At 61.6% G+C, this 23837-nt stretch carries 22 protein-coding genes; 11 read left to right on the top strand and 11 right to left on the bottom strand.

Features of this window, described 5'->3' with window-relative positions; all coding sequences use genetic code 11:
- Positions 1-122: 122 nt before the first annotated feature.
- A complete protein-coding gene (locus GJB56_RS21010; protein WP_113682795.1) occupies positions 123-1973 on the top strand; it encodes an MFS transporter in 1851 nt (616 codons plus the stop codon).
- On the top strand, positions 1970-3625 hold the full coding sequence (locus tag GJB56_RS21005; RefSeq protein ID WP_230091033.1) for an AMP-binding protein: 1656 nt from the start codon (positions 1970-1972) through the stop codon (positions 3623-3625). Before GJB56_RS21010 ends, GJB56_RS21005 begins: the two co-directional genes overlap by 4 nt.
- Positions 3626-3632: 7 nt before the next feature.
- Here GJB56_RS21005 and GJB56_RS21000 read toward each other — a convergent pair whose 3' ends face one another.
- Positions 3633-3869: a hypothetical protein gene (locus tag GJB56_RS21000; RefSeq protein WP_020971272.1), complete on the bottom strand. Its 237-nt coding sequence runs from the start codon at positions 3867-3869 to the stop codon at positions 3633-3635.
- 334 nt (positions 3870-4203) lie between these two features.
- Positions 4204-4929 carry a TetR/AcrR family transcriptional regulator gene (locus GJB56_RS20995; protein ID WP_113682793.1) on the bottom strand — a complete coding sequence of 242 codons (726 nt, stop codon included), beginning with the start codon at positions 4927-4929 and terminating at the stop codon, positions 4204-4206.
- A 97-nt stretch (positions 4930-5026) separates the two neighbouring features.
- On the opposite strand from GJB56_RS20995, the gene GJB56_RS20990 reads away from it, so the two are divergent.
- Complete coding sequence (locus tag GJB56_RS20990; RefSeq protein WP_092765721.1) at positions 5027-5404, top strand: VOC family protein; 378 nt, start codon at positions 5027-5029, stop codon at positions 5402-5404.
- Here GJB56_RS20990 and GJB56_RS20985 read toward each other — a convergent pair.
- The gene (locus GJB56_RS20985; RefSeq protein WP_113682792.1) at positions 5392-7005 is read right to left on the bottom strand and encodes a helix-turn-helix domain-containing protein; all 1614 of its coding nucleotides are present in this window, start codon (positions 7003-7005) and stop codon (positions 5392-5394) included. The genes GJB56_RS20990 and GJB56_RS20985 overlap by 13 nt on opposite strands.
- A gap of 103 nt (positions 7006-7108) precedes the next feature.
- Here GJB56_RS20985 and fepB point away from each other — a divergent pair, with 103 nt between their 5' ends.
- Genes fepB through GJB56_RS20960 form a run of 5 tightly spaced genes read left to right on the top strand, consistent with a single transcriptional unit; the run spans position 7109 to position 11937 of the window.
- Entirely contained in the window at positions 7109-8122 is a 1014-nt protein-coding gene (gene fepB, locus GJB56_RS20980) for a Fe2+-enterobactin ABC transporter substrate-binding protein (protein ID WP_113682791.1), read from the top strand.
- Between the two features lie 4 nt (positions 8123-8126).
- Positions 8127-9173 carry a FecCD family ABC transporter permease gene (locus tag GJB56_RS20975; protein WP_230091032.1) on the top strand — a complete coding sequence of 349 codons (1047 nt, stop codon included), beginning with the start codon at positions 8127-8129 and terminating at the stop codon, positions 9171-9173.
- A 2-nt stretch (positions 9174-9175) separates the two neighbouring features.
- Positions 9176-10225, top strand: a complete 1050-nt coding sequence (locus GJB56_RS20970; protein WP_230091031.1) for a FecCD family ABC transporter permease — start codon at positions 9176-9178, stop codon at positions 10223-10225.
- A gap of 23 nt (positions 10226-10248) precedes the next feature.
- On the top strand, positions 10249-11073 hold the full coding sequence (locus GJB56_RS20965; protein WP_020971265.1) for an ABC transporter ATP-binding protein: 825 nt from the start codon (positions 10249-10251) through the stop codon (positions 11071-11073).
- Between the two features lie 21 nt (positions 11074-11094).
- On the top strand, positions 11095-11937 hold the full coding sequence (locus tag GJB56_RS20960) for a siderophore-interacting protein (RefSeq protein WP_113682788.1): 843 nt from the start codon (positions 11095-11097) through the stop codon (positions 11935-11937).
- A 17-nt stretch (positions 11938-11954) separates the two neighbouring features.
- Here the strand turns inward: GJB56_RS20960 and GJB56_RS20955 are convergent, their stop codons facing one another.
- Positions 11955-13304, bottom strand: a complete 1350-nt coding sequence (locus GJB56_RS20955; protein ID WP_113682899.1) for a lipase family protein — start codon at positions 13302-13304, stop codon at positions 11955-11957.
- 293 nt (positions 13305-13597) lie between these two features.
- Here GJB56_RS20955 and GJB56_RS20950 point away from each other — a divergent pair, with 293 nt between their 5' ends.
- Positions 13598-14239 (top strand): TetR/AcrR family transcriptional regulator, encoded by a 642-nt coding sequence (locus GJB56_RS20950; RefSeq protein WP_113682787.1) that lies wholly within the window; start codon positions 13598-13600, stop codon positions 14237-14239.
- Between the two features lie 82 nt (positions 14240-14321).
- Here GJB56_RS20950 and GJB56_RS20945 read toward each other — a convergent pair whose 3' ends face one another.
- From GJB56_RS20945 to GJB56_RS20925, 5 genes are all read right to left on the bottom strand, one after another.
- Entirely contained in the window at positions 14322-15059 is a 738-nt protein-coding gene (locus tag GJB56_RS20945; protein WP_113682786.1) for an SDR family oxidoreductase, read from the bottom strand.
- The gene (locus tag GJB56_RS20940; RefSeq protein WP_113682785.1) at positions 15056-16531 is read right to left on the bottom strand and encodes an aldehyde dehydrogenase family protein; all 1476 of its coding nucleotides are present in this window, start codon (positions 16529-16531) and stop codon (positions 15056-15058) included. The genes GJB56_RS20945 and GJB56_RS20940 overlap by 4 nt, the downstream gene beginning before the upstream one ends.
- A 133-nt stretch (positions 16532-16664) precedes the next feature.
- Entirely contained in the window at positions 16665-17849 is a 1185-nt protein-coding gene (locus GJB56_RS20935) for a winged helix DNA-binding domain-containing protein (protein ID WP_113682784.1), read from the bottom strand.
- Positions 17849-18484, bottom strand: a complete 636-nt coding sequence (locus GJB56_RS20930; protein ID WP_113682783.1) for a histidine phosphatase family protein — start codon at positions 18482-18484, stop codon at positions 17849-17851. The genes GJB56_RS20935 and GJB56_RS20930 overlap by 1 nt, the downstream gene beginning before the upstream one ends.
- Positions 18485-18497: 13 nt before the next feature.
- Entirely contained in the window at positions 18498-19934 is a 1437-nt protein-coding gene (locus tag GJB56_RS20925) for an FAD-binding oxidoreductase (RefSeq protein ID WP_113682782.1), read from the bottom strand.
- Between the two features lie 141 nt (positions 19935-20075).
- Between GJB56_RS20925 and GJB56_RS20920 the strand changes: the two genes are divergently transcribed.
- Positions 20076-20975: a LysR family transcriptional regulator gene (locus tag GJB56_RS20920; protein WP_113682781.1), complete on the top strand. Its 900-nt coding sequence runs from the start codon at positions 20076-20078 to the stop codon at positions 20973-20975.
- Between the two features lie 22 nt (positions 20976-20997).
- On the opposite strand, the gene GJB56_RS20915 is transcribed toward GJB56_RS20920, so the two are convergent.
- Positions 20998-22077, bottom strand: a complete 1080-nt coding sequence (locus GJB56_RS20915; protein WP_229756694.1) for a helix-turn-helix domain-containing protein — start codon at positions 22075-22077, stop codon at positions 20998-21000.
- Positions 22078-22086: 9 nt separating this feature from the next.
- Positions 22087-23058, bottom strand: coding sequence for an alpha/beta hydrolase (locus tag GJB56_RS20910; RefSeq protein ID WP_021345991.1), 972 nt, complete (start codon positions 23056-23058; stop codon positions 22087-22089).
- A 93-nt stretch (positions 23059-23151) separates the two neighbouring features.
- Between GJB56_RS20910 and GJB56_RS20905 the strand changes: the two genes are divergently transcribed.
- Entirely contained in the window at positions 23152-23745 is a 594-nt protein-coding gene (locus tag GJB56_RS20905) for a hypothetical protein (RefSeq protein WP_113682780.1), read from the top strand.
- Positions 23746-23837: the final 92 nt, after the last annotated feature.

Raw genomic sequence — 23837 nt, 5'->3', positions numbered from 1 at the left:
TCTATTCATCAATCGATCGATTGAAAAATGCTTGACTGTGCGTTGGGTCACTGCATAGTGTTCTTGTCGAGCCTCCCCTCGGTGCGCGAGCTAACAGGGCACTCCATACAAGGAGCAATGACATGAACGACGCGAATCCTCCATCTCCCGCAACTGTCGACAGGCCTGCCCTGCGGCGTGTAGCCGGATCAGTTCTGGTCGGCACCACGATCGAGTGGTACGACTTTCAGATCTACGGCGCCTCCGCCGCTTTGGTCTTTGCGCCGCTGTTCTTTTCGGGCGCAGATCCCGCGCTGGCGACGATTCTCTCCTTCGCTACCTTTGCGGTCGGCTTTCTGGCGCGGCCACTCGGCGGTGTTGTGATGGGCCACTTCGGTGACCGCATCGGACGCAAGAAGGTCTTGGTGCTTGCACTTCTCTTGATGGGAGCTGCAACATTCCTGGTCGGCGTCCTTCCGACGTCTTCCCAGATCGGTGTGTGGGCCCCGATTCTTCTCGTTGTGTTGAGGCTGATTCAAGGATTCGGCGTCGGCGGCGAGTGGGGCGGTGCAGTTTTGACTGCTGTGGAGTACGCACCCAAGAATCGCCGCGGCTTCTACGGCAGCATGCCGCAGGTGGGTGTGCCCGCCGGCCTTCTGCTGGCGACGGCCGTCATGTTCGGCACCAAGGCGCTCACCGGAGACCAATTCCTGGTGTGGGGATGGCGAATTCCGTTCCTGCTGAGTATCGCTTTGGTTGCAGTGGGGCTGTACATTCGCACGGCGTTGGAAGAGACTCCGGCATTCGCTCGCGTGAAGCAGCAGAACACCGCGGTCAAGATCCCGATGGTCGACGCGTTCAAGAACTATCCTCGCCAGATCATTCTTGCCGCAGGTTCGATGATCAGCACCGGCGCCTACTTCTACATCCTCAACACCTACAGCCTGACGTACGCCGATCAATTCGATCTGCTGTCCGGGAACCTCATGCTCGGCGCGGTCATGGTCTCCGCCCTCGTTGCCGTCATCTTCATTCCGATCTTCGGTCAACTGTCCGAAAAGTTCGGCCGACGCCGGATCCTGATGGTCGGGATCACCGGCATGGGTCTGTGGGTCTTCGTTGCATTCGCCGCGATAGATACCGGCAACTTCTGGATCACCACCGGCGCATTGGCGGTCGGCGCCTTCATGCTCAGCATCTCGTACGGGCCGCAGGCGACGTTCATCGCCGAATTGTTCGACGCCCGGGTGCGCTACAGCGCGGCCTCGATCGCTTTCCAGATCGGTGTGCTCTTGGGTGGAGCAATCGCGCCGATGGTCGCGGCCATGTTGGTCCGCGCGACAGGTGGATCGTTCGCGGTGGCTGTGTATATCGCTGCCCTGTCGGTGATTTCGCTGATCAGCGTCTACTTCGTCCGTGACACCGACCTCGACGAAGGAAGCCGCGACATGTACATCGATGACAACGGGGGCCTATCTACCGCCGGTCGATCAACGCTCAACGGTTGTCAACTAGTAGAGGAAACTTCAATGATCACAAAGAGTTTCGAAGAGATCTCTGTCGGAGACATTGCGGTAACGGACCCGCGGGTCGTCACCGAAGACTATGTGCGAAGTTTCGCCGACCTCACCTGGGATCGCCATCCTCTTCACCTCGACCCCGACTACGCGCAGCAGACGCGCTTCGGTCGCCAGATCGCCCACGGCGCACTCATGCTGTCCACCTTGCTCGGCCTGGTGGAGTTGGATCCCCGTTACCTCCAGTGCTTCTACGGACTTGATCACGTCAGGTTCCACCGGCCGACCTACCTCGGCGACTCGGTGCATGCGGTGTCGGAAGTGCTGTCGGTGCGCCCTCGCTCGGACGGTGAGACCGCGATCGTGTCGTCGAAAGGCTCACTCGTCAACCAAGACGGAGACCTTGTTTTCTCCGGCGAATTCTCTTTCCTGGTAGGCGAGACCCATTCTCTCGACCTCGAAGTGGGTGCTCGGTGAGTTCTCGGCCGGATATGTCATGGTGGCAGGATCTCGAAGCAGAAAACTTCGAATGGACTGTGCCAGAGCAATTCAACATCGCGCACGCCTGTGTCGATGTGCAGAATCCCGATGATCTAGCCCTCGTCGTAGACACCGGTGGACATTGGAGTCGGTACACCTTCGGTGAAGTCGCCACGACAAGCCGAAAGTTCGCAACCGTGCTTGCGGATCTCGGCCTTGTCTCAGGGGATCGCGTCGGTGTGATGGTCCCACAGGGGATCGAGGTTCTCGCGACACATCTGGGCGCCTTCCGATCCGGAATGGTCACCGTTCCGCTATCGGTCAAGTTCGGGTCGGATGCGGTCGTTCATCGTATGCGTGACTCGGGAGCGAAAGTGCTTGTGGTCGACAAGGACTGTTACGAACGAGTTGCCGACGGAATAGGTGAGATACCCGGCATCGAAGCCGTCATCGTTGTCGGAAAGACGGATCAGCCCTCCGATTCGACCCCCGTTCGACTTCTCGATTTCCACAGCCTCGTCGACAGTGCCGCAGAAAGCGCGGAATTGGCAGCGACGGGCCCCGATTCACACGCCATCATCATCTATACCTCGGGAACGACGGGGAATCCGAAAGGCGCCCTCCACGGGCACCGAATTCTCTTGGCGCACATGCCCGGTATGCGGACGGCATTCGACAATGCGCCGCAGCGGGGAGACGTCTTCTGGACGCCGGCAGACTGGGCCTGGATCGGCGGTCTGTTCGACGTTCTGTTTCCAGCCCTTGCGTTGGGGTGCCCCGTGGTTGCGACGCCCGACAAATTCACGCCGTCGCGTGCGGTCGAGATTCTGAGCCGTCACAAAGTAACGGGTGCCTTCATTCCTCCGACTGCGCTCAAGCAGATGCGGAGTATCGGCGTCGACGGCACCGCTGCGCGTGGTATTCGGCTGCGGGCATTGGGAACTGGTGGTGAAGCCCTCGGTGACGCATTGCAGGCGTGGGTTGCAAACACACTCGGCGTAGCTGTCAACGAGTTCTACGGGCAGACGGAAATGAATCTGACCATCGGCACTTCGCGTTCGAAGTGGACGCCCGTGAGCGGCTCGATGGGTCGCGCTTTTCCGGGCTTCGACGTCACCCTCCTCGATCCGCTCGGCGAGCCGGTAGCGGTGGGGCAGGTAGGCGAGATCTGTGTGAAGGCAGGCAACCCCGGACAGTTCCTCGGCTATTGGAACCAACCGTCGAAGACTGATGAAAAGGTCTACGACGGGTGGATTCATACCGGTGATCTGGGTCGGACCGATGAAGCGGGGAACTTCTGGTACCAGGGGCGTGCCGATGACGTCATTTCGTCCGCGGGGTACCGGATCGGCCCCGGCGAGATCGAAGAGTGCCTGCTCTCGCACGACGAGGTAGCTATGGCCGGCGTCATCGGTGTTCCGGATCCGTTGCGCGGGGAAGCCGTTCACGCTTTTGTCGTTCTGTCCGAAGGAACGAACGCTTCGGAAGAGCTTCGCCAGGAGTTGCAGACCCACGTGAAAAGCCGCCTTGCTTTCTACCAGTACCCCAGGCAGATCACCTTCATCGACAGCTTGCCGCTCACCACCACGGGCAAGATCCTACGACGGGAACTCCGAACATTGGCCACTGACGCGAACGGCCTTGGCTAGCAGACGCCTACATGTTGGGTAGGACCACGACGAAGAACCAACCGCTCAGGGCAAGACCGATGACGCCGGTGAAGAGGCCGACTATTGCATCCCACGGCAGCTGGCGGGCATTCGAGAGCAGATGCCCGCCAGACTTCTTCGGGCGACGTCGGAGCGCAAAGATTCCTGTTGTAATCGCGCCCGCACCCAGAAGGATGCCGAAGCCGAAAGCCCAGAACAGGAGTACTGACAGCGCGCCGAGCATCTCCGACCTCTCACTCCAGCGTGCGACGCGCTGTGTTTCGGTCGGGGGAGGCCATTTGTGAGAAGGCGACAGAGCTGCACCGAAACGGCGGGTGTGATGACGAATTGACTGGTCGCTGAGAAACATTGTCCACCACGCCTGGAGTCGAGTCGATGTGCCGCCGGTATCTACTCGTCTACCCCTTCTCCGCGGATATATGCCGTTGAAGTCGGGGCTAGCTGGTTGCGTCGCGCAGCGGAATCTCGATCAGAAGCTCACCGGAACCCCGTACCTCTCGGGTCGATTGATTCTCATAGGCGTGCAACAGCTCTCGCGTTTTCGAATTGCAGGAATGTCATTCGATGTGAACAAGACCTTCCAGGGCGTCGAGGACCCGGTCCAGCCCGAATTTCCACGCTGCCTCGGGGCTGTACGGGGTGTTCTTGGCTTCGCCGGCCGCTCCTCCGACTCGCTGCGCCAGCGGGAAGTTGTCGCCGAGATAGGCAGCCAGACGCTGGTTCCAGGACGACCACACCTCGGCCATGTCGGCCGCTCGGGGGTCGGGGCGCCGTGCTTGCGCCGAGGACCGGGCGAAGTCGGCGACAAACGTCAGCGCGGAATCCCGCTCGATGTCGCTCAGCCCGGTGTCGTCGAACGCATGTAGTTCGTGGTCGTACTTCGCGATAGTTCCCGGACCCAACGCGGAGCGCTGATCGGTGATGTCCAGGAGCCACCAGTGCTCCGAGTAGAGGGCAAGTTCCTCCTCGGCTACCCGGCGCACGCGCTTGCGCCACGTCATGTTCCCGTACGACAGGCGCGGACTGTTGCTGCGCACGGTGTCGACCATGAGCACCAGGAGATCGTCACGGGACCCGACGTGGGTGTACACCGCCATGCCCGAGATTCCGAGCTCGGCGGCCAATCGGCGCACCGTCACCGCGTCCAGCCCTTCCGCGTCCGCGAGGGCGAGAGCGACGTCGACCGCCTGTGAGGTGGTGACCTTCGCGCGAGGGCCGCGGGCCCCGCCCTTCGGTGCGAGGGGGTGATCGCGCCACAGTAGGTCGATCAGTTCGCGTGCCATCTGCCGTCTCCAGAAATCGGGAATACCTCAACAGTAGTATACCTTATACGGTGCATACTGTATGCACTGCACAAGGTTTATGATCATGGAGGCCACGATGAAAATCACCAGCACTGCTCTGTCCTTGAACGTTGCCGACACGGACGCGTCGGCCCACTTCGCGAAAACCCATTTCGGCTTCACCGAGGCCATGTCCGACGATGGATTCGTTTCTCTGAATCATCCGGATGCCGGGGTCAACGTGGTCTTCCTGCGCACCGGTCTCGGTACGTTCAAGCCGGACTTCGTCGCAGGTTCGGCCGGGCAAGGCATGCTCATCGCATTCGTGGTCGATGACGTCGACGCCGAGTTCGCCCGCATCGCTGCCGAAGGTGCCTCCGTCGTCACAGAGCCGGAGACCGAACCGTGGGGCGAGCGCTACTGCCAGTTCGTCGATCCCAACGGCATTGTGTGGCAGCTCGTTCAGTGGGTGTGAAGAACCCGAGCGCTCGGCTCGGCGGCGCGCGGCACAGAACGTAACCAGAGGGCGCGTTCGACGGACTGAGCTTGGAAGCGCTGCGGTGAGATCCCGTGCGCAGTGCGAAACGCTCGGCTGAATGCGGGCAGGTGCGCGTAACCCAGGTTCCTCGACACCGTTCCGGGTGCAACCCCGAGTTGGAGTTGGGTGCGTGCCTGGGTCATCCGTGAAAGCGATCGCCATTGCGGATACGTAGTGCCGGTCTCGATACGGAACTCCCGGCGCAGCCTGGCCGCGTCGGTACCGACCTCTTGCGCCCACTCGTCCAGAGTGCGAGGGTCGGCCGGTCGGGCGGCGATTGTCGCTGCCAGTCGTGTGGCAATCGAATCGGCGGCAGACCCGTTCGAAACCGATTGTGCGAGAGGGCCGGTGGCGATGATGTCGAATGCTGCGGCGCTGTCGTGGCCACGCGGGCGCAAGGGTGTGTAGGCGGCGACGAAAGTGTGCAGCAATGCCAATTCGTCATCGGGGGAGAACTGCACGGTCTCGAGGGCGTCGGCAGATACGGTCGACCCGTTCGAGGAGCGGAAGCCGAGCGGTAGCAGCAGTGAACCCGTCGGAACCGTGACGGTATTGAGGACGCCTGCAGGCAGAATCATGGCCTCGCCGGTGCGCAGTTCCCAGCTGCGGTCCGCGACGTCCACCCGGGCTTGGCCTCGGTAAACCCACACTGCGACGTGGGCGCCGTTGACGCGCGGCCACGTCGCGTTGGCCGGTATCGGCGGCGCAGTTTCTCCGGGTTGCCTGGGCTCTGCGAGCATGCGGACCAATGCTTGATCGTTGTCGGTGTCCACGCTGCGATCGGTTGGACCGGAGAGGGCCCGTCGACGGTAGTCGCTCGGGCTCTCTCCCATCTGGGCCCGGAACGCGCGGGTGAATCCGCTTCCTGTTTCGAAGCCGACTTCGTTTGCAATCCAACCGATCTCGCGGTCCTGCTTCAGATACTCCAACGAGGCGGCGATCCGAGCTCGAAGCCGCCAGCGCGTGAAGGTGAGGCCGGTTTCTTCCACGAAGTACCGCTGGAGCGTTCGAATGCTGATCCCGGCACGCTTCGCGAATTGTCCCTCGGTGTCGTCGGTGCCAGGCGTTCGCAAAAGGGCGTGCGCGATCTCGAACGCTTCCCGTGACTGCGGCAATCGCGGCAGCGAGGTGGCCCCGTCGTCAGCCCGGGCGATCATCTCGAACAAGGACGACGGGTGTGCAGCGTCGCCGCGCAGATAGCCCAGGTTGTGAACGAACTCGTGGATCAGTCTGTCTTCCCATCCGGGCGGAACGCGCAGGCGCGTCACGGTAGCCGGCCCGGCGCTGACGCCGTTCGAGGGCGGAAGCAGGATGGGAAACGCGACGGAATCCGAGTCCGTCTCCATTGCGTATCGCGCACCCGCCGGGATCCACAGCGATTCGCCAGCTGGTATCTCGTGGACCGTCGATTCGACTCGGACGCGTCCGCTGCCTGCAAGAACCCAGAACAACAGCGGTGAGCGGGCGGTACTGGGCTCGGTGGCGCTCGCGCGGACCGGCCCTAACCCGATCGCGTCCGGTTCTGATAGTGGTAACACGTTGGCGCTCCTGGACAACCCTTGCTACTTAAGTATGGCTAACTTTACCTCTGCTGTCTGCGTTCGCAGCGGCGCACTCTCGTACCTTCAGAAAGCCATACTCATGCGCAGATCACTTCGCCCGACGGCGGCAATACTCGCCGCGGTCGTCGCCCTCGCTCTTGCCGGCTGCTCCAGCTCGTCAGATAGCGATACCGGAACCGAGGACACCCAGAAAACCTCAGGTTCTGCCGAGGGATGGCCGCGCACCGTCGATCACGGCGACCGCAGTACCGAGATCACCTCGAAGCCGACCCGAATCGTGTCCACCTCGCCGTCGTTGACCGGCACGCTGCTTGCAATCGGTGCGCCGGTCGTCGCCAGCGCGGCAACGACGCCGTCGGGAATGACCGATGACCAGGGGTTCTTCTCCCAGTGGTCGGATGTGGCAGCTGATCGTGGAGTAGAGGTTCTCTACCGAAATCTCGAGCTGAACCTCGACGCGATCGAGACGTTCGAACCCGATCTGATCATCGGGTCCGCCAACGGAGGTGACTCGACGCTCGACGCCTACGCGCAGCTGAGCGACATCGCACCCACCGTTCTTCTCGACTACGGCGCCAGCTCCTGGGAGGAACTCGCTGATCAGCTCGGGACTGTCACCGGACTCGAGAGCGAGGCAGGCAAGACCGTCGACGAGTACGACAGCTGGGTGACGACGCAGGCCGGGAAGATCAAACTTCCCGAGCAGCCGGTGACGGCGCTGGTCTACATGGGTGCCGACGGTGTCTGGACGTTCCGGGCCGACAGCCCACAGGGCAATCTGTTGACCTCGCTCGGCTTTACCTATGCCGAGCCCGCTGAGCAGTTTGTCGCTCCGGACAAGCGGGGCGCCTCCGGCGTCGCGATCGTCAGCTCCGAGAACATGTCTGCCGCCCTTGACGGCTCGCAGACGCTGTTTGCCGTCTCGATGGGACCCAAGGATGTGGAGAAGCAACTTGCCGCCGATCCGCTTCTCGCGAATCAACCTGCTGTCAAGGGTGATCGGGTCTACGCAATGGGAACGGCGGCTTTCCGCCTCGACTACTTCAGTGCCAAGCAGACAGTCGAGTCGCTGGTGTCCACGTTCGGTGGATGACGGAGTGAGCGCTTCTTCACAGTCCCGGACCGAAGCACCGCTGCGGTCCGGGACAGCCGCGCGTGCGGGGTTGTTGGTCGTGGCCTCCGTGGTCGTGATCGTGCTGGCATCCGTCGGTGGGCTGGTACTCGGCTCTCGCAACATCCCCGTCGCCACCGTGCTCGATGCGATCCTTTCCTACGACACCGGCAACAACGAACACCTCGTGGTGATCGGATCACGCTTGCCCCGAACAATTCTCGGCCTGGTGATCGGGGCTGCGCTCGGGCTGGCCGGCGCGCTGATGCAGTCGATCACCCGCAACCCACTGGCCGGTCCGGGGCTACTGGGTGTGAACGCCGGAGCATCAGCGGCAGTCGTGATTGCGATTGCCTATCTGGGGGTGACTTCGGTCGGCGGTTATCTGTGGTTCGCGCTCGCCGGCGCGGCCGTTGCCTCGGTGGGTGTGTACATGTTGGGGTCTGCGCATCGCAGCGCCGCGACCCCAGCGCGCATGGCGCTCGCCGGTGCCGCTGTGGCAACGGCGATCACGGCGCTCACCAGCATGGTTCTCATCAGCAATGAGGCTGCCTTCAATCAGTTTCGATTCTGGGCAGTGGGTTCGTTGCAGGGGCGCGGCGGAGACGTGATCGTCACCGTTCTTCCCTTCATCGCGATCGGTATCGTGTTGTCGTTGTTGCTGATTCGTCCACTCAATGCGATTGCTCTTGGTGAGGACGTCGCCAAAGGGCTCGGCGCCCGCACTGGTCCCGCCCGGGCCGGATCCGCTGTAGCAGTCATCCTGCTCGCGGGGGCGGCCACCGCGGCGGCAGGCCCACTCGGATTCGTGGGGCTGGCTGCGCCGCACATCGTGCGCAGCGTCGTCGGACCGGATCTGCGTCTTCTTCTGCCGTGCGTGCTCGTCGTCGCGCCGGCGTTTCTGCTCTTGGCCGACGTGCTCGGTCGCGTTGTCACCGCGCCGGGAGATCTGCAGACGGGGATCGCGGTGGCTGTGCTCGGCGGACCGTTGTTTGTCGCGCTCGTTCGTTCACGGCGGGTGGCGTCACTGTGAACATGATTGCAGCGCAGCCGGTCCCACCGCTCTTTCGCGGTTGGGTGGTTCGAATCGGGTCGTGGTCGTGGCGAATAGTCCCGCGAGCGCTGTTCGTTGCCATATCAATCAGCGCGGCATTGGCGGCGCTCTCGTTTGCCACGCTGATGTACGGAACCTTGGACCTGTCCTTGGGCGAGGTGTGGCGCGCTCTGAACGGCGAAGGCACCCCAGCGGCGGTTCGGTCCGTCCAGAATCGCCGTCTTCCGCGGCTGATCACCGCGATCGGGGTGGGTGGAAGCCTCGGTGTGGCCGGCGCGGTTTTCCAGACGCTTTCGCGCAATGTTCTCGGCTCGCCGGACATCATCGGTTTCACCACCGGCGCTGCGACGGCGGCGGTGGTCCAGATCGTGTTCTTCGGCGGCGGGGTACTCCAGACCGCGGGCGCTGCTGTTCTCGGCGGCATGCTGACCGCATTGCTCGTGTACGCGCTGGCACGCAAAGACGGAGTCAGCGGCGGTCTTCGACTCGTCCTGGTCGGCATCGGTGTTGGGGCGATGCTGAGCGCCGTGATGTCGTTCCTGGTGGTACGCGCGGATATCGACGACGCCACCGTGGTGCAGCAGTGGACGGCTGGTTCGCTGACCGGGCGCGGTTGGCCACACGCGATCAGCGTTGCGATCGCCGTCGGTGTTCTCGTTCCTGCTCTCGTCGTGGTGTCCAGGCGCGTCACCATGATGGAAATGGGCGACGACGCAGCGTCTTCGCTCGGAATCTCCGTGGAGCGATACCGATTCGCCGGCATCCTGCTTGCGGTCGCGCTCACCGGAGCAGCGACTGCAGCTACCGGTCCCATCGCCTTTGTGGCGCTCGCAGCTCCCCAGATCGCACGACGGTTGGCTCGGCGCAGCGGTGTTCTTGTCGCGACCTCCTTCCTGCTCGGCGCGGTTCTGTTGGCGGGCGCCGACTTGATTGCCCAAGCGGTCGAGGTCGGCCTCCGAACGCCGGTCGGTCTTGTCACCAGTCTGCTCGGCGGTGCCTATCTGATCTGGCTGCTGGCCCGTCAGGCCTGAAAACCTTGCTACGAAAGAGATTCATGACTACAGCTACTCCGTTATCGCGGCTACACGCCGAGAAGATCGAGCTCCGGTACGCCGATCGAACCATCGTGGACGAGTTGAGTCTCGAGATCCCCGACGGCGGTTTCACCGTGGTCGTCGGACCGAACGGGTGCGGCAAGTCGACGTTGTTGCGTGCGCTCGGCAGAATGCTCGCGCCGCGATCGGGTCGGGTTCTGCTCGACGGTAACGACATTCGGTCCTATCGCACCAAGGTAGTGGCTCGGCGCATCGCTCTGCTGCCGCAGTCTCCGCTCTCACCCGGAGCGATCACCGTGGCAGACCTCGTGGCTCGCGGCCGATACCCGTACCAGAGCATGCTGCGCCAATGGTCACCCGAAGACGAGCGTGTTGTCGCCGAAGCGCTCACTGAGGTCGGAATGCGCGATGCAGCAGATCAATTGGTGGACGAACTGAGCGGTGGACAACGGCAGCGGGTATGGATCGCCATGACACTCGCGCAGCGCACCCCGGTGTTGTTGCTCGACGAACCGACCACCTTTCTCGACATCGCCCACCAGATCGAGGTTCTCGACCTGTGTTCCCAACTGCACCAGTCCGGTCGAACGTTGGTCGCGGTCCTGCACGACCTGAACCTCGCGGCTCGATATGCCACGCACGTAGTTGCCATGCGGTCCGGAAAAATCGTCATGCAGGGCAGTGCCTCGGACGTCTTCACCCCTGAGTTGCTGCGTGAAGTGTTCGACCTCGAGGCTCTGGTCCTCGAAGACCCCGAAACCGGACGGCCACTTGTTGTTCCGCGTGATCGAAGACCTGCCAGTCAGCTACCCGTCCACAACTGAACCATCGATCAGGAGATATCAATGACTACCGCATCTCGACCTGAAGAAACTGAAACCTCTGCGTCGGCAAAGGCGCCACGCGGCGAAGATCACGACCGCGGTCTCAACGACGTGGTTGCCGTCGTCGAAAGCGTCGAACGTCCGACCGAGAGCATCTTGCGCATCACCGCCCAGCTGACCTCATCGGCGGACGACCCGAATTGGTTGCGTCCCAACGTCGCATTCCGCATCCAGTTGGGCCCGCAGTACGACGACGTCTCGCGTGTCTACACGGTGCGCACCTTCGATGCGTCGAGCGGTTCGATGACCTTCGACGTCGTGCTGCACGGTCACACCAGCCCGATGATGCGGTGGGCCGACGACCGTCGTGTGGGTGACACGTTCTCGCTCACCGGCCCTCGCCCGCACTTCCTCGTTCCCGAGATCGCTGGTCGCCGCGTCGCACTGTTTGCCGACGACACCGCGATACCTGCCCTCTATTCGATCCTGCTTCAGTGGCCCGAGGGTGTGACCGGTGTTGGTTGGGTCGCCACCGGTGACGCCGAGGTTTTCGCGGAACTGCCCGTGATCCCCGGCCTCGAATTGCATCATGTCGAGGATCGCCTTGCCGAGTATGCCCTCGAGCTCGAGAACCCAGGAGACTATGCGGTGTGGGGTGCCGGTGAGCGAGACGAAATGCGCTCCATCCGAGCGCATTTCCGTAAGACTGTCGGCCTGGAGAAGGACGACGTGGTTGTCTTCGGGTACTGGAAGCGCGGAGTCAGCACCACCGAGATAGATCAGAACAGACTTCGGAACTACACGAGCATCCTCGAAAACGGCGGCACCCTCGCGGATATCGACGATCTCGCCATCGGGATCTGACCCGGCGGTTGGATACTTCAACTCGCCGCGTGTTCTTCCGGCGCCAGTGAATTGCCCGGTGCGATGTTCGAGCAGTTGTTCGGCGCCGGATTCCCGTTGAAACGGTCGTTGAGCCAGGTGATGGCGCCGGGGAGCCAAAGCGCGCCACCGGGAACGTGACTGATGGTGTCGTACTGGTCGTACTGGATCGACAAACCTGCGTCGCAATAACGAGTGGCGAGTGTGCGGACGTCCCCGGCAACCATGACTCCGTCGCCAGGGCCGACGCCGGGTCCACCTGGCTGGGTGCCCTCGAGGGCTCCGTTTGCGGCTTGAGCGATGAACATAGGGATGGTGGGTATCGGCGCGTTGCCCATGTTGATTTTGTTGGCGACGTCGACGTACTCGGGCACCGAGTTGGGGTTCGCATACTCTGGTTTGGCAAGGTCCTGCCAGGTCACCCCCGGGTACTGCAGGATGACGTTCCCGATCGAGGCATCCTCGATGCGAGGTAGGAGTTCGCGTCCGCGATCGCCGAGATACGGATCGAAATCTATGTCGTAGGCACGGGCAAGCCCGACGACTGCCATCCCGACAACGCCTGCCCAGCCGATGCTTCCGTTTGCGTACCGGAGGTTGTTCGCCGGGTTGACCAACAGTCCACCCTGGGCGGCGCCGATCAGGTCCTCGTTGATGTCCGGGGCGTAGTCCGGAGCGAGGATGGACGCCCAGTTGGTGGCGATTGCTCCGCCCGAGTATCCCATCAGGCCGATCTCGGCTGAGTCGGCAATACCTGTCTCGGGAGTGCTACGGGCGGCGCGAAGAGAGTCGAGAGTCATCATTCCGTATTCGGGTCCCGCCGCGAAGTCTGCGTTCGGCCCTTCGGTGTCGGGAATGACGACGGTGTAACCCAGTGCCAGTAGGGGACCGAACATGGCAGCTTCGCCGGAAGCGAGAGTCCCGCCGAAGGCGACGTTCCGTCCGCTGGCGGTCAGGCTGCCGATCGAGGTGTCCCCCGCGACAGCTCGTGACGGACCGTCTTCCGGGTTCAGCGAATCGTAGGCCGACTGGAACGAGACAACTTTGTCCGGCTGGGCATTGGGTGGTCGAAGAATCGACGTGACATTCGCAGACGGCCGGCCGAGAGCGTCGGTCGACCGGTACAACACCTGCACGGCTTGCAACGGGGTAGGAATGTTGACGACGTGATAGGGCAAGGTTCTCGTTTTGAGAACGGCCCCAGGCTGATACGACGACAGCGGTGCCGAACCGTCGTACTGATAGAAGGAATCCGCCGACGGTTGCGCGGCGACAGTAGGTGCTGTGATGCCTGTGAGTGCAATGGCTGTCAGCGCCACCGCTCCCTGAAAGAGAATCCTCGATGCCACGATCGACCCTTCGGTTTCGTATGTCTCTCGGTACTTGACGGGCTGGTGTGATGACGACCACACGCTATCTTACTTTTGAGTAATAAACGAGAGGGTTGCGCTGGTTGTTTGAATCATGCGCGGACGCAATCAAATTGGGCGTGTTGTTGCGACCAGGCTGATTCGGTCCAGGGTGTCATGTGTACGATACGACTAGTAGCTATCGCGACAAGTTGCTGCCTTGGGCTGTGCCGGGTCCTCCGATGCCGGGAAATGCTCTGTGCTGCAAGGTCTTGAAGGACTAAGGAGTGGACATGGGTAAGCGCGCTCCCGACGACGGCGTGTTTCGGGACTCGGGGGATGCCGAGACGGGATTGCTGACTCCTCCGAGGGGTGCACGTAGTGAGGCGGCCCACGAGAAGGCCCTCAGATCAGCAGAAGCTCTTCTGAAATCCGGTGGAATGAAGGCCGCGACCATCGATGCGATCTCCGAACAATCCGGTGTCAGCAAGGTGACTCTGTATCGGCACTGGCCATCGCGGCAAGCTATCGCTGCTGAAGCATTCGGTGTGCTCATGGCTCGTCATCTGACATTTCCCGAGACCGATAGTGCGCAAGCCGATTTGAACGACTATCTAGGTGACATCGGAAAGTTCTACCGAGGTCCACTCGGGTCGATCTTTGCCGAACTTGTCGGCGCGTGTGCCAATGATCCGACGACGGCGGCATACTTCCGCACTTTCTTCCTCGACGAACGTCGTCGAGGTTTCGCCCAACTGATTCGGCGGTGTGTGGATTCCGGCTACTTTCGCGAAGACATCGACACCGAGGAAGCGATCGATCTGTTCTTCGGGCCGTTGATCTATCGGATGTTGGTCGGGCACGCGGGTATCGACGACAACACTGTGCGCTCGATCATCGATCACGCAGTTCGTGGACTCCGCAGTGGTGCATAGACGGGTTCTCCGTTGAGAATCCGCAGCGCGGTGGAGGGCGAATTGCCCTCCCCGCACTGCGATGTGCCTCAACACTCGGGTGTCAGCTGAGCATCTTCAGTACTAGCTGGTACTCACCGTTGATCTCGGCGTTGCGAAGCGGCTTGGCGGCGTCGACCACGATTTCCGTGGCGTCGTCGTGCGCCTTCAGTAGGCCGATGGTCTCGGCAATGTAGTCATCAAGTGGCAGAGCTGATTCCGAGTTCTCCTGATCCATCAGCGTGGTGCGGACTCCTGGCGGGATGAGTTCGATGCACCGGATCGAGGTATCGGCGAGTTGTACGCGCATGCTCTCGGTGAAGAGATGAACCGCCGCCTTTGTCGCGTTGTACGTGGGCGTGACGGGCAGCGGGACGAAGCCGACGGCGGATGAGACGGTGACGATGGTGGCATTGGGCTTCGTCATCAGATGCGGGATGAACTGGCCGGCCAAGCGAATTGTTCCGAGAAGGTTTGTCGTGACGGTTCTCTCGGCGATGTCGAGGAAGTCCGGGTTCTTCAAGTCTTCCGGGTACATGATTCCCGACATCGTCACGAGGACGTTCAGATCGGGAAATTCCTCGGTGACGGATTCATGCGCCGTTCGAATGGATTTCGGGTCGTCCACGTCGATAACGACTGTGCTAATGCCCGGGTACTTGTCCGAGATCTCTTGGAGCAGAGCGGATCGACGCCCTCCGACGATTACCTTGTTCCCCTCGTTCTGCAATCCCACTGCAAGTGCGAGGCCGATACCGGAGGTTCCGCCGGCAATGAAGATGGTATTTCCCGAGATTTTCAATTTGTGCTTCCTTGGTTTGTCGTGGGCGTCGACGTGGCGACAGTGATGGATTTGAGTTGGGTGTATTCGTTGAGCGTCTCGAGGCAGAACTCTCGCCCCAGGCCGCTTTCCTTGAATCCCCCGAAGGGGACACCGCCTCCCAGATTGAAGTACTGATTGATCCAGACGCAGCCCGCATCAAGACGATCCGCGGTTTCCATCGCGTTCTTCAGGTTGGAGGTATAGATCCCAGCAGCGAGACCGTACGGAGTGTCATTGGCTTCTGCGATCACGTGCTCGTAGTTGTTCCATCTGAGGACGCACAGGACAGGTCCGAAGATTTCGTCCTGTGCGATTCGCATCGAGTTGGTGACCTCGAGAATCGTCGGCGCGACGAAGTTTCCGGCTTCGAATCCCGGCACTTCTACCAGATCCCCGCCCGTAAGTAGTTGTGCGCCTTCGTCGATCCCGGATTCGATCATGGAGATCACACGTTCGGCGTGTTCCCGGTGGATCAATCCGCTCAGTTCGGTGTCCTCGTTCAGTGGCGGCCCGACTCGCAATGATCGGAATCCTGCGACGAGTTTTTCCACGAAGGTGTCATAGATGTCCTCGTGGATGAAGAGACGTGTTCCGGCCAAGCAGGATTGGCCGTTGCACATGAGGACACCTGCGGTGGCATCGGCGACCACTGCATCGATGTCCTCGATATCAGGAAACACGATGCTGGGACTCTTGCCGCCGAGTTCGAGTGTGGTCGAGATCAGTCGTGAGGCTGCGGCGTGTGCCACGAGTCGGCCGACTTCGGTGCTTCCGGTGAAAGCGAGTTTGCTGACCTTCGGATGGTCTATCAGGGCTGCGCCGGCTTCCTCGCCAAGACCAGGGACAACATTGAAAACGCCTGCGGGAAACACGTCGGCGGCGATCCTGGCCAGCTCCATGACGGAAACGCAAGCATTTTCATCAGGTTTGAGGACCACTGTGTTTCCCGCAGCGAGAGCAGGTGCAATCTTGAACGCCGTCATTACCACGGGATCGTTCCAGGGAATGATCTGTCCACATACGCCCAATGGCACTCGCTTCGCGACCAGGTATCCCGATGCCAACTCGCGGCCGAAGCCATGGTGGGCCAGCGAGATTGACGCAAAGTATCGCAGGTGTGAGACGGCGGCTCGATAGTCCTCGCGCATCTCCCTGATATGGCGCCCGGTATCCATACATTCGAGCTGGGCAAGCTCTTCGGCCTGATCCTCCACGAGCGCGGCAAACTGCAAGATTTTGGCGGATCGTTCTTCAGCGGTCAGGTTCGCCCATGCAGGAAATGCCCGCCTGGCGGCTTCGACCGCGTCGTCGATCTCTGTGGGCCCGCACCGAGACAGCGTGGCGAGTAGAGCGCCGGAAGCGGCGTTACGGGCCTCGAATGTGGATGTGCCCATGGCTCGGAACGCTCCGTTGATGAACGCACCGTATTCACGAACTGCTTGACCTTCCATGGAACCTCCTAGATCGGTCAATCACTGACCGACAAAGTGTACTGTACGTTTCGTACACTTGTCGATGGTCGCCTTGCCTCCCATGGATGGCGTCAGCAGAAAGATCAGCTAGAACAGTGTTCTGGTTACGTCGTCAAGGCGTAGCTGCAGCAATTCCAACCGCTTGCTTCATAGCCTGCGAGACATAACCGGTGCCGATCTTGACGCCACCCAGCCACTCGGTCAGACGAACTGCCTCGGCGTCGAGCGCCCGTTGCGCATCCGCGGACACGGATTCGAGTACTCGAACGTGGACCACTCCGGCGGCGTCTTGGATCCAGCAGCCCACGACACGACCGTCGACCCAAGCTGTGGTGCCGGCATTACCTCGGGTGTCGAAGAGTTGGTTGCGGTGCGGGCCGAGATAGAAGTCACGGTTCTTCCACCCCATGATCGTCGGGTCGAGCACCGGTAGGAGTGCCGCCCAAGGACCTGGATCACACACCGTGGCGACGTCATCCGGTAGTAACCAGCCGGTGTCGCCACCGTCGAGTGAGACTGCAACGGCTTCGAGTTCGGCGAGGGCGGCCCGGACGACCGTCTTGGTCGAGCCCAGCCACCAGACGATGTCGTCTTCCGTCCCCGGTCCGAAGGAGTGGAGCCAGCGTCGGACTATTTCTCGGTATCCGTCTGCAGATTCGAGATCGATGGGGGCGTCGTCGAGCCAGTGTCGAGTGAGAGTCCACAGTGGGCGTGAGACGGGGAATCGGGCGGTGTTGGTGCCGCGCATGATGTCTGCGGTCGCCCCGAGGTGCGTGAGAACCCTGGGTGCCGACCAGATTTCGCCTGCCGAACCCTCGACCTTGACGTCTGTCATCGGTACTGCCTGACGGACCTCGAGTGCGGAAAGTCCTTCAGGGGCTTCGGTGAGCAGTGTCAGAACCTCCGCCCGCGCGCGATCGAGCCAGTCGTTGCCGTCGACGGCGATTCCGGCCTTGACGACATCCTTGGCCATTCGTGCGCGCTCGGTGTTCGCGACGCGGGCGGACGCACTCGACCACGCGGCCGGCAGCAAGTCTCGGGGGAACGTGAAGAGCGTGCGGCGCATAGCCAATTGCTTCACGAGACTGCGTTGGTCGTACAACGCGTTGTCGACGTCGGCGGCGTCCAATGACCGAACCCTCGCCCAGCAAGACAGATAGACCGTCGCTGACTCGGTGGCGTGCAGTACCGTCATCGCCCGAGTGGCAGCTTCCGGAGAATCGACGCGGAACGAAGGCGCCAGCGCGTGACGTACTCCTATGCGTGCACGGCGTTCGTCGTCGGAGACATGGCGCATCAGGCCATCGTGCCACAGGCCAAGTGCGTCGTATCGGCTAGTTGCGCGAGAGTTCGATTGCGCCAGTAGTCGTCGTGTTGGAGATGTGTGATGGCCCCGGGCGTGGTCGCGAAGTTCGCAAACCCTGTGGCTTCGACGGGGATCTGCAGCCAGGCGGAGACGACGAATGTGTGTGCAAATCCGTGTGTTACGACGATGTGATCGAGTTCGGTCATCAGTTCGCGAATGCACTCGCCGACCCTTGATGCGATGTCGCGGCGGGTTTCGGCACCGGCAACGGGGCCACGGTGATCGAGGCGGTTGTTGTCAGGAGCCGGAACCTGCCGCTGGGTCAGCCACGAGTTCGGGCGCCCTTCGGCTTCTCCGAAGCTGATTTCGCGCAATCGAGAGTCTGTTGTCGCCGGAACATCGAGCGTCCGGGCGATGATCGCGGATGTCTCGGCGCACCGTTCGAGGTCGGAAGAGGTGATGCGGATCGGGCGCGAAGTTCCTGCGCGTCGACGCTTCAACTCTTCGGCGATCAATTCTGCATCGCGCCTGCCTGCGGGCGTGAGAACGGAATTGTGCCAACCTCCGACGATATCCTGTGCTGTGTGTTCGGCATGAGGATGAGTGACGACGTAAAGATCCTGCACGAGACCCCTTCTGTTACCCGACCGTTTCGGGCAACAGTATTCCAGGATTGAGGATTCCACGCGGATCCCAGGACGATTTGATCAGCTTCATGGCGGCGATGTCGGTTTCCGTGCGCCCCAGCGCTATCCACGGTGACTTCGCGCGACCGATCCCGTGCTCGGCGCTGATACTTCCGTGATGGGCGGAGACGAGTTCGAAGACCGTATCGGTCAGTTCGTGGGCGATGCTCGGTTCGGCGTCAAGAAGATTCACATGGATATTCCCGTCGGCGAAGTGTCCGAACAACATTGGACGCACATGGACGAATCGTTCGGTGAGTACTTCGCGGAGGCTCTCGACGAACATGCCCATCACGGACAAGGGGACGGAGATGTCGAGTTTGACCACCGGCGTCGTCGATGAAGCGCTGATGCTTTCGGTATGGCTTTCTCGCAGAGTCCACAGCTTTCGAGCGGGGCCAGGCTCGACTGTCGCGTCCTCGATGAGATCGGCAGAGGCGGAGAGAACTTCGAGGAGTGACTCTTCCGTCTCGCGCGGCGATGACACCTCGATCAGGGTGTACATCGGTGACGGTGTTCCGAACGGGCGACGGGCATCGGTGTGTGCGCAGACGAGGGAGATGCCGTCGTCGGTCATGATTTCGGCGGCTTCGACGGTCAACCCGCTCTGGCGCACTCGATTACACAGCTGCAGCGCTTGATCGACGTCGCGCACACCCGCGAGCACGACCTGGGTGTCGGTCGCCGGGGTGACCAACTTCATCAGGACCTTGGTGACAATCGCGAGCGTTCCCTCACTGCCCGCAAGAAGCCCTGGGATGTCGTATCCGACATTGTCTTTGACGAGTGGAGTCCATCTACTCAGTACCGAACCATCGGCAAGTACTGCCTCGATCCCGAGTATCTGTGCCCGTGTATTTCCGTATCGGACCATGCGGGTACCGCCGGCGTTGGTTGCGACGATGCCGCCGAGGGTCGCGGATTCCTTTGATGCCAAATCGATTCCGAATCGGAGGCCATGTGCGGAGGCCGCCAGGTCGGCGCGAGCGACGGTCACGCCCGCACCGGCCGCGATTGTCCGGCCGATGGGGTCGACGGTCTCGATCGAATCCAAGCGCCTGGTGCTCAGCACCACTGATCCAGCCGACGGTATTCCGCCACCGACCAGTCCGGTATTTCCACCTTGCGGGGTGATGGGAATCCCGGCCTCGAAGCAGGTCGTGACGACGGCGGACACTTCGGCGGTGTCGGCCGGACGGACCACAGCTATTGCGTCACCGATCCAACGTCCCGTCCAGTCGCGTGTGTAACCCTCGATCAGCTCTGGATCGGTGAGAACATGCGCTTCGCCGACGATCTCTGCGAGGGCGTCGATGATCTCTGCGAGGGCGTCGAGGAACCTCGCGTCCGTTGCAGGTTCGCGTGCTTCGACGAGTGTTCGGGGGCTCATGTTCAACCTTGTGATCGTTCGGGGGACAGTTTTTCGAGAGACGAGCGGTGGAGCAATCTGCACTCGATCCTCCGACCTCAGGTGATGCGCTGTCCAAGACCAAGTAGTGACACCACCATCTGTTCTTCTTATAATCGCCGTATGAACCTGCAGCGCGCCCGCTATCTGATTGCTCTGTCGGATCACGGCAGCTTCACTCGCGCCGCCGCGAACGTCCACGTGGCGCAATCTGCACTCAGTCAGCAGATCAAGGTTCTCGAGCGCGAACTCGGCGTTCCTCTGGTGGATCGCCGAGGTCCGCAGTTCACTTTCACCGACGCGGGGCGGGTAGCGGTACGAGAGGCACGCTTCTTGCTCGGGTGCGCAGACCGGGCGGTCGAACGAATTCGATTGGCTGCTCGCGGTGTGGACGGGGAACTGCGCATCGCGTACACCCGTTCGTGGGCGGGTGGCGCCGTCGGGGATCTGGTCAGCACTTATCGCAAGCTCTATCCAGGCGTCGAAGTTGTCGTGCACCGGGGCACTTCGGCGCAGACTGTCGACTTCGTCCGAACCGGAGCCGTCGACATCGCGGTTGTGCGACCGCCGCTCGATGACGACGATCGTGAACTTCCCCTGATCGTCCTCGACACCGAACCTATCCTGGTCGCCGTTCCCGTGGATCATCCGTTCGGGGATCGAACGACACTCGAACTCGGAGATTTGGCGGACATCCCCGTCGTATTCTGGCCCGAGGCGAATGCACCCGGGATGTATTCGCGTACGCTCGAACAGCTTTGGCCCGACAGCACTCCCAATATCGTTCGATTCGAGGCTGACGACGAGCAGGTTTTGCACGCCGTCTCGGACGGGGTGGGAATTGCGCCGATCCCGCAGGGGCGGGCCCGGATGCTCCGAATTCCGGGTATTCATCTGTGTGAGATCGCCGGTGTGCAGCCGACTCTCGAAGTTGCCGTGACCTACCGTCCGGACAACCCGAATCCCGCGCTTGCACCCTTCGTTGCGCTCGCCGAACGCGAAAGATCGTCAACCACTGCGTAGCGCAAGTGATGCGCGGTGGGCCTTATCCGCCATCGAGGACCAGCATCATGGCCGTTGCGCGTGCCCGGTTCTCGATGGTGTCGACGTGGAATCCGACGTGCTGGGACAGCTTTGCCAATCGGTGCGCGACGCTGCTGTGATGAAGATGCATGGAATCGGCTGCGGCCCTCAATGTTCCGGATTGCAGGTATGCCCTCAAGGTTTCGAGTAGTTCTAATCCCTGTTTGGTATCGCCGATCTCTTCGGCAAGAACCAGATCCGGTATTCGCGAGTGATCGATGTGTGATCCCGGTGCCAGGAGGTTGAGGGCGCCGAGATCGTCTGCGTTCACGATCGGTGTTGTTGCTGACGCCTGTGCACGAGCGAATCGTGCAGTGCTGAGTATTGTATTCACTTCGGAAGCGGAAGCAGCCAAAGATATTCCGGCGCGAATGGATGACGACAGTGCTGACTCGGACAGCTCGGGTGTCGGTGCAAACGAACCCGCCACGAGATTCAGATACTCGCCATCAGCTTCTATCCCAACAGCTTTGCCAGGTGTGCAATCTTGCGAAATAACAAGGTGTGCAGTGCCGCCGGCCGTGTCTGAGACTGCCTTGGTTGCCATGACGCGGACTGGGGTTTGGGGTTCGATACCGAGACCGGCGCAGGAGGTGAGCACCGCGAGTTCATCCATCGGGAACAACAGATTTCGAGTGTGCTCGGCTTCGGTAGGCAAGCGTCGGGGTTGCAGGATTATCGCTGCGGTCAGGGCCATTCGATCGACGAGCATTTCGTCGAGCGGCAAGTGCGCACCAGGACGCTCGATCCATACCTTCCCGAGAACCTCGTCGTCTACAGCGATGTCCCTGGCCATGCTCGGAGGGAACTGGGGTTCGGGTGACCATCGGCCGCGTGGGTCACATCGGCGCAAATTCTTCTTGCTTCTACCGTGTTCCACGATCTCGATACCTACAACGCAGTCCGCCAACTGCGCGCTCGCGCGAAGCAGAGATGCGGTGTCGGAGCCGTGCCGCACGAGCGTGTCGAAGTAATCGATGACACGTACCAGGCCTGCCGAGTCTGCATCGAGCTCGGCAAGCCGGTACATCAGTCCTTGCATCTCGCAACGCTACGAGACAGGCGACAGCGAACGCAACCCTCTCCGGAGCGCAGTGAGGGCTTCGGCGGCACCTCTTTCGCTGACCGCTGCGGTCGCGACTAGCGCCGACCCGTGAAAGGTTCCGGGGAAGGAGTGCAATTCGACGCTGACTCCCGCTTGCAGCAGTCGAAGGGCGTATTCGATTCCTTCGTCACGGAGTGGGTCGAGTTCCATGGTGGACAGGTAGGTCGGCGGCAGACCGGTGAGGTCGGTCGCCCGGGACGGCGCAGCGTAAATGGAGACGTCAGGATCTTCGGGACCTGAATACGACTCGCCGAGGTAGTACTTCCACGACAGGATGGCGTTGGGGCGGTGCCACAACGGTGTGTCGACGAAGTTCGTCATCGAGACCGTCGCCAGACGGTCGTCGAGTTCAGGAATTTCGAGGAATTGGAATGCCACAGGCACAACGCCCTCGTCGCGGGCTTTGAGGACAGTGCCCGCGGCCAATCCGCCGCCTGCACTCTGCCCGCCCACTGCGATGCGGCTGGGATCGACCCCCAGTTCCTCGGCATGGGCGTGGATGTAGAGGAGTGCGGCGTAGCAGTCGTTGACGGGGCCGGGAAAGGAGGTTTCGGGGGCGAGGCGGTACTCCACGTTTGCAACGGCGAATCCGAGTTCGCGCGCTACCTCGACACAAAATGGATCGCTGGACTCAGCGGTGCCGATTGCAAATCCGCCGCCATGGATCCAGAGCAGAACGGGGACAGGGCCGGCGGTGTTGTCCGGGGTGAAGAAACGAATCGTGACTTCCGGATCGCCGTCCAGGCCAGGAGCGGACAGTTCACGAAGCGAGACTCCGTCGAATGGCAGGTCGGCCAACATGGCGCCGATCAGAGCGTCGTAGGTGGCCCGCGCGTTGGGGAGGTCAGCGAAGTCCACCTTCGGGAGCATGGTGAGTGCTGCGGCGAGTTCGGGGTCGAGAGTGGGGAATGTTGTCATGCACTCATCATCGAGCCTGAATGTGGCCTACGTCACCAGTGGTTTGTAGGAAATCGGAGAGTCTTCTTCCGACGCCCGTCGGATCTCCCTAGGATGACGCCGGTGGACAGAGTACATCTCGGGGTGGGTTCGAGCGATTCGGAAGTTGGGTCCAGGATTGGTGGACTCCCGCCGCAGGTTTTCGCTGGTCAGCCGATTTTGCAGACGCATGAGTATCTTTTGACGCTCGCGGCGCACACGGCTCCGTGGCTCGGTGCGCGAGAGCTTTCCGTCTTCATCCGTCGGAGATTCTCCATCGGCGACGACGACCTCGAATACCCGGACATCGGGTTCAGGGCAGTCCTGCACCCGCTGTCATCACGAAGTGCGGAATCGGCCGGCACTCACGAGGGCCTGGGGAGCGCGGCGTTGGTCAATCTTCCCGCAGACGACGAAGTGATGCCGTTGGTGTTGATCGCGCCGCAACCGGTGCTCATACAAAATGAACCGTCCTACGCCGATGCCGTCGAGGCGGACGGGCATCGCTTCCTGTTCCAGATCAATGAAGAGGGATGGCCGGTGGTTGCCGAGCCGCAACCCGAGTTCGTCGAGGAATACCTGTTTGGCTACGGCTCGGTGTATTTCTACGGGAGCGCTGACGCGGCCGGGCACGCCGTTGAAGTCGTGCCAGGATTTCTCGATTTCTGAGCTGCCAGACGACCTTTCTGCCGATACCGTGGGCAACGTATTCGACCGGCGGATTTGTCCTTCGAAAATTAGTTTCGGAAGTTTGTCGATCG

The sequence above is a fragment of the Rhodococcus sp. AQ5-07 genome, assembly GCF_009707305.1.
In the GTDB taxonomy this organism is placed as follows: Bacteria; Actinomycetota; Actinomycetes; order Mycobacteriales; family Mycobacteriaceae; genus Rhodococcus_F; species Rhodococcus_F erythropolis.
This window is presented reverse-complemented; position numbering and strand designations above follow the sequence as displayed.

Excerpts from the sequence above, each read along its gene's own strand:
- GJB56_RS21010 (WP_113682795.1), top strand. The coding sequence starts at position 123 with ATGAACGACGCGAATCCTCCATCTCCCGCAACTGTCGACAGGCCTGCC.
- GJB56_RS21000 (WP_020971272.1), bottom strand. The coding sequence starts at position 3,869 with ATGCTCGGCGCGCTGTCAGTACTCCTGTTCTGGGCTTTCGGCTTCGGC.
- GJB56_RS20995 (WP_113682793.1), bottom strand. The coding sequence starts at position 4,929 with ATGGCACGCGAACTGATCGACCTACTGTGGCGCGATCACCCCCTCGCA.
- GJB56_RS20990 (WP_092765721.1), top strand. The coding sequence starts at position 5,027 with ATGAAAATCACCAGCACTGCTCTGTCCTTGAACGTTGCCGACACGGAC.
- fepB (WP_113682791.1), top strand. The coding sequence starts at position 7,109 with ATGCGCAGATCACTTCGCCCGACGGCGGCAATACTCGCCGCGGTCGTC.
- GJB56_RS20970 (WP_230091031.1), top strand. The coding sequence starts at position 9,176 with ATGATTGCAGCGCAGCCGGTCCCACCGCTCTTTCGCGGTTGGGTGGTT.
- GJB56_RS20965 (WP_020971265.1), top strand. The coding sequence starts at position 10,249 with ATGACTACAGCTACTCCGTTATCGCGGCTACACGCCGAGAAGATCGAG.
- GJB56_RS20960 (WP_113682788.1), top strand. The coding sequence starts at position 11,095 with ATGACTACCGCATCTCGACCTGAAGAAACTGAAACCTCTGCGTCGGCA.
- GJB56_RS20950 (WP_113682787.1), top strand. The coding sequence starts at position 13,598 with ATGGGTAAGCGCGCTCCCGACGACGGCGTGTTTCGGGACTCGGGGGAT.
- GJB56_RS20940 (WP_113682785.1), bottom strand. The coding sequence starts at position 16,531 with ATGGAAGGTCAAGCAGTTCGTGAATACGGTGCGTTCATCAACGGAGCG.
- GJB56_RS20935 (WP_113682784.1), bottom strand. The coding sequence starts at position 17,849 with ATGCGCCATGTCTCCGACGACGAACGCCGTGCACGCATAGGAGTACGT.
- GJB56_RS20925 (WP_113682782.1), bottom strand. The coding sequence starts at position 19,934 with ATGAGCCCCCGAACACTCGTCGAAGCACGCGAACCTGCAACGGACGCG.
- GJB56_RS20920 (WP_113682781.1), top strand. The coding sequence starts at position 20,076 with ATGAACCTGCAGCGCGCCCGCTATCTGATTGCTCTGTCGGATCACGGC.
- GJB56_RS20915 (WP_229756694.1), bottom strand. The coding sequence starts at position 22,077 with ATGCAAGGACTGATGTACCGGCTTGCCGAGCTCGATGCAGACTCGGCA.
- GJB56_RS20910 (WP_021345991.1), bottom strand. The coding sequence starts at position 23,058 with ATGACAACATTCCCCACTCTCGACCCCGAACTCGCCGCAGCACTCACC.
- GJB56_RS20905 (WP_113682780.1), top strand. The coding sequence starts at position 23,152 with ATGACGCCGGTGGACAGAGTACATCTCGGGGTGGGTTCGAGCGATTCG.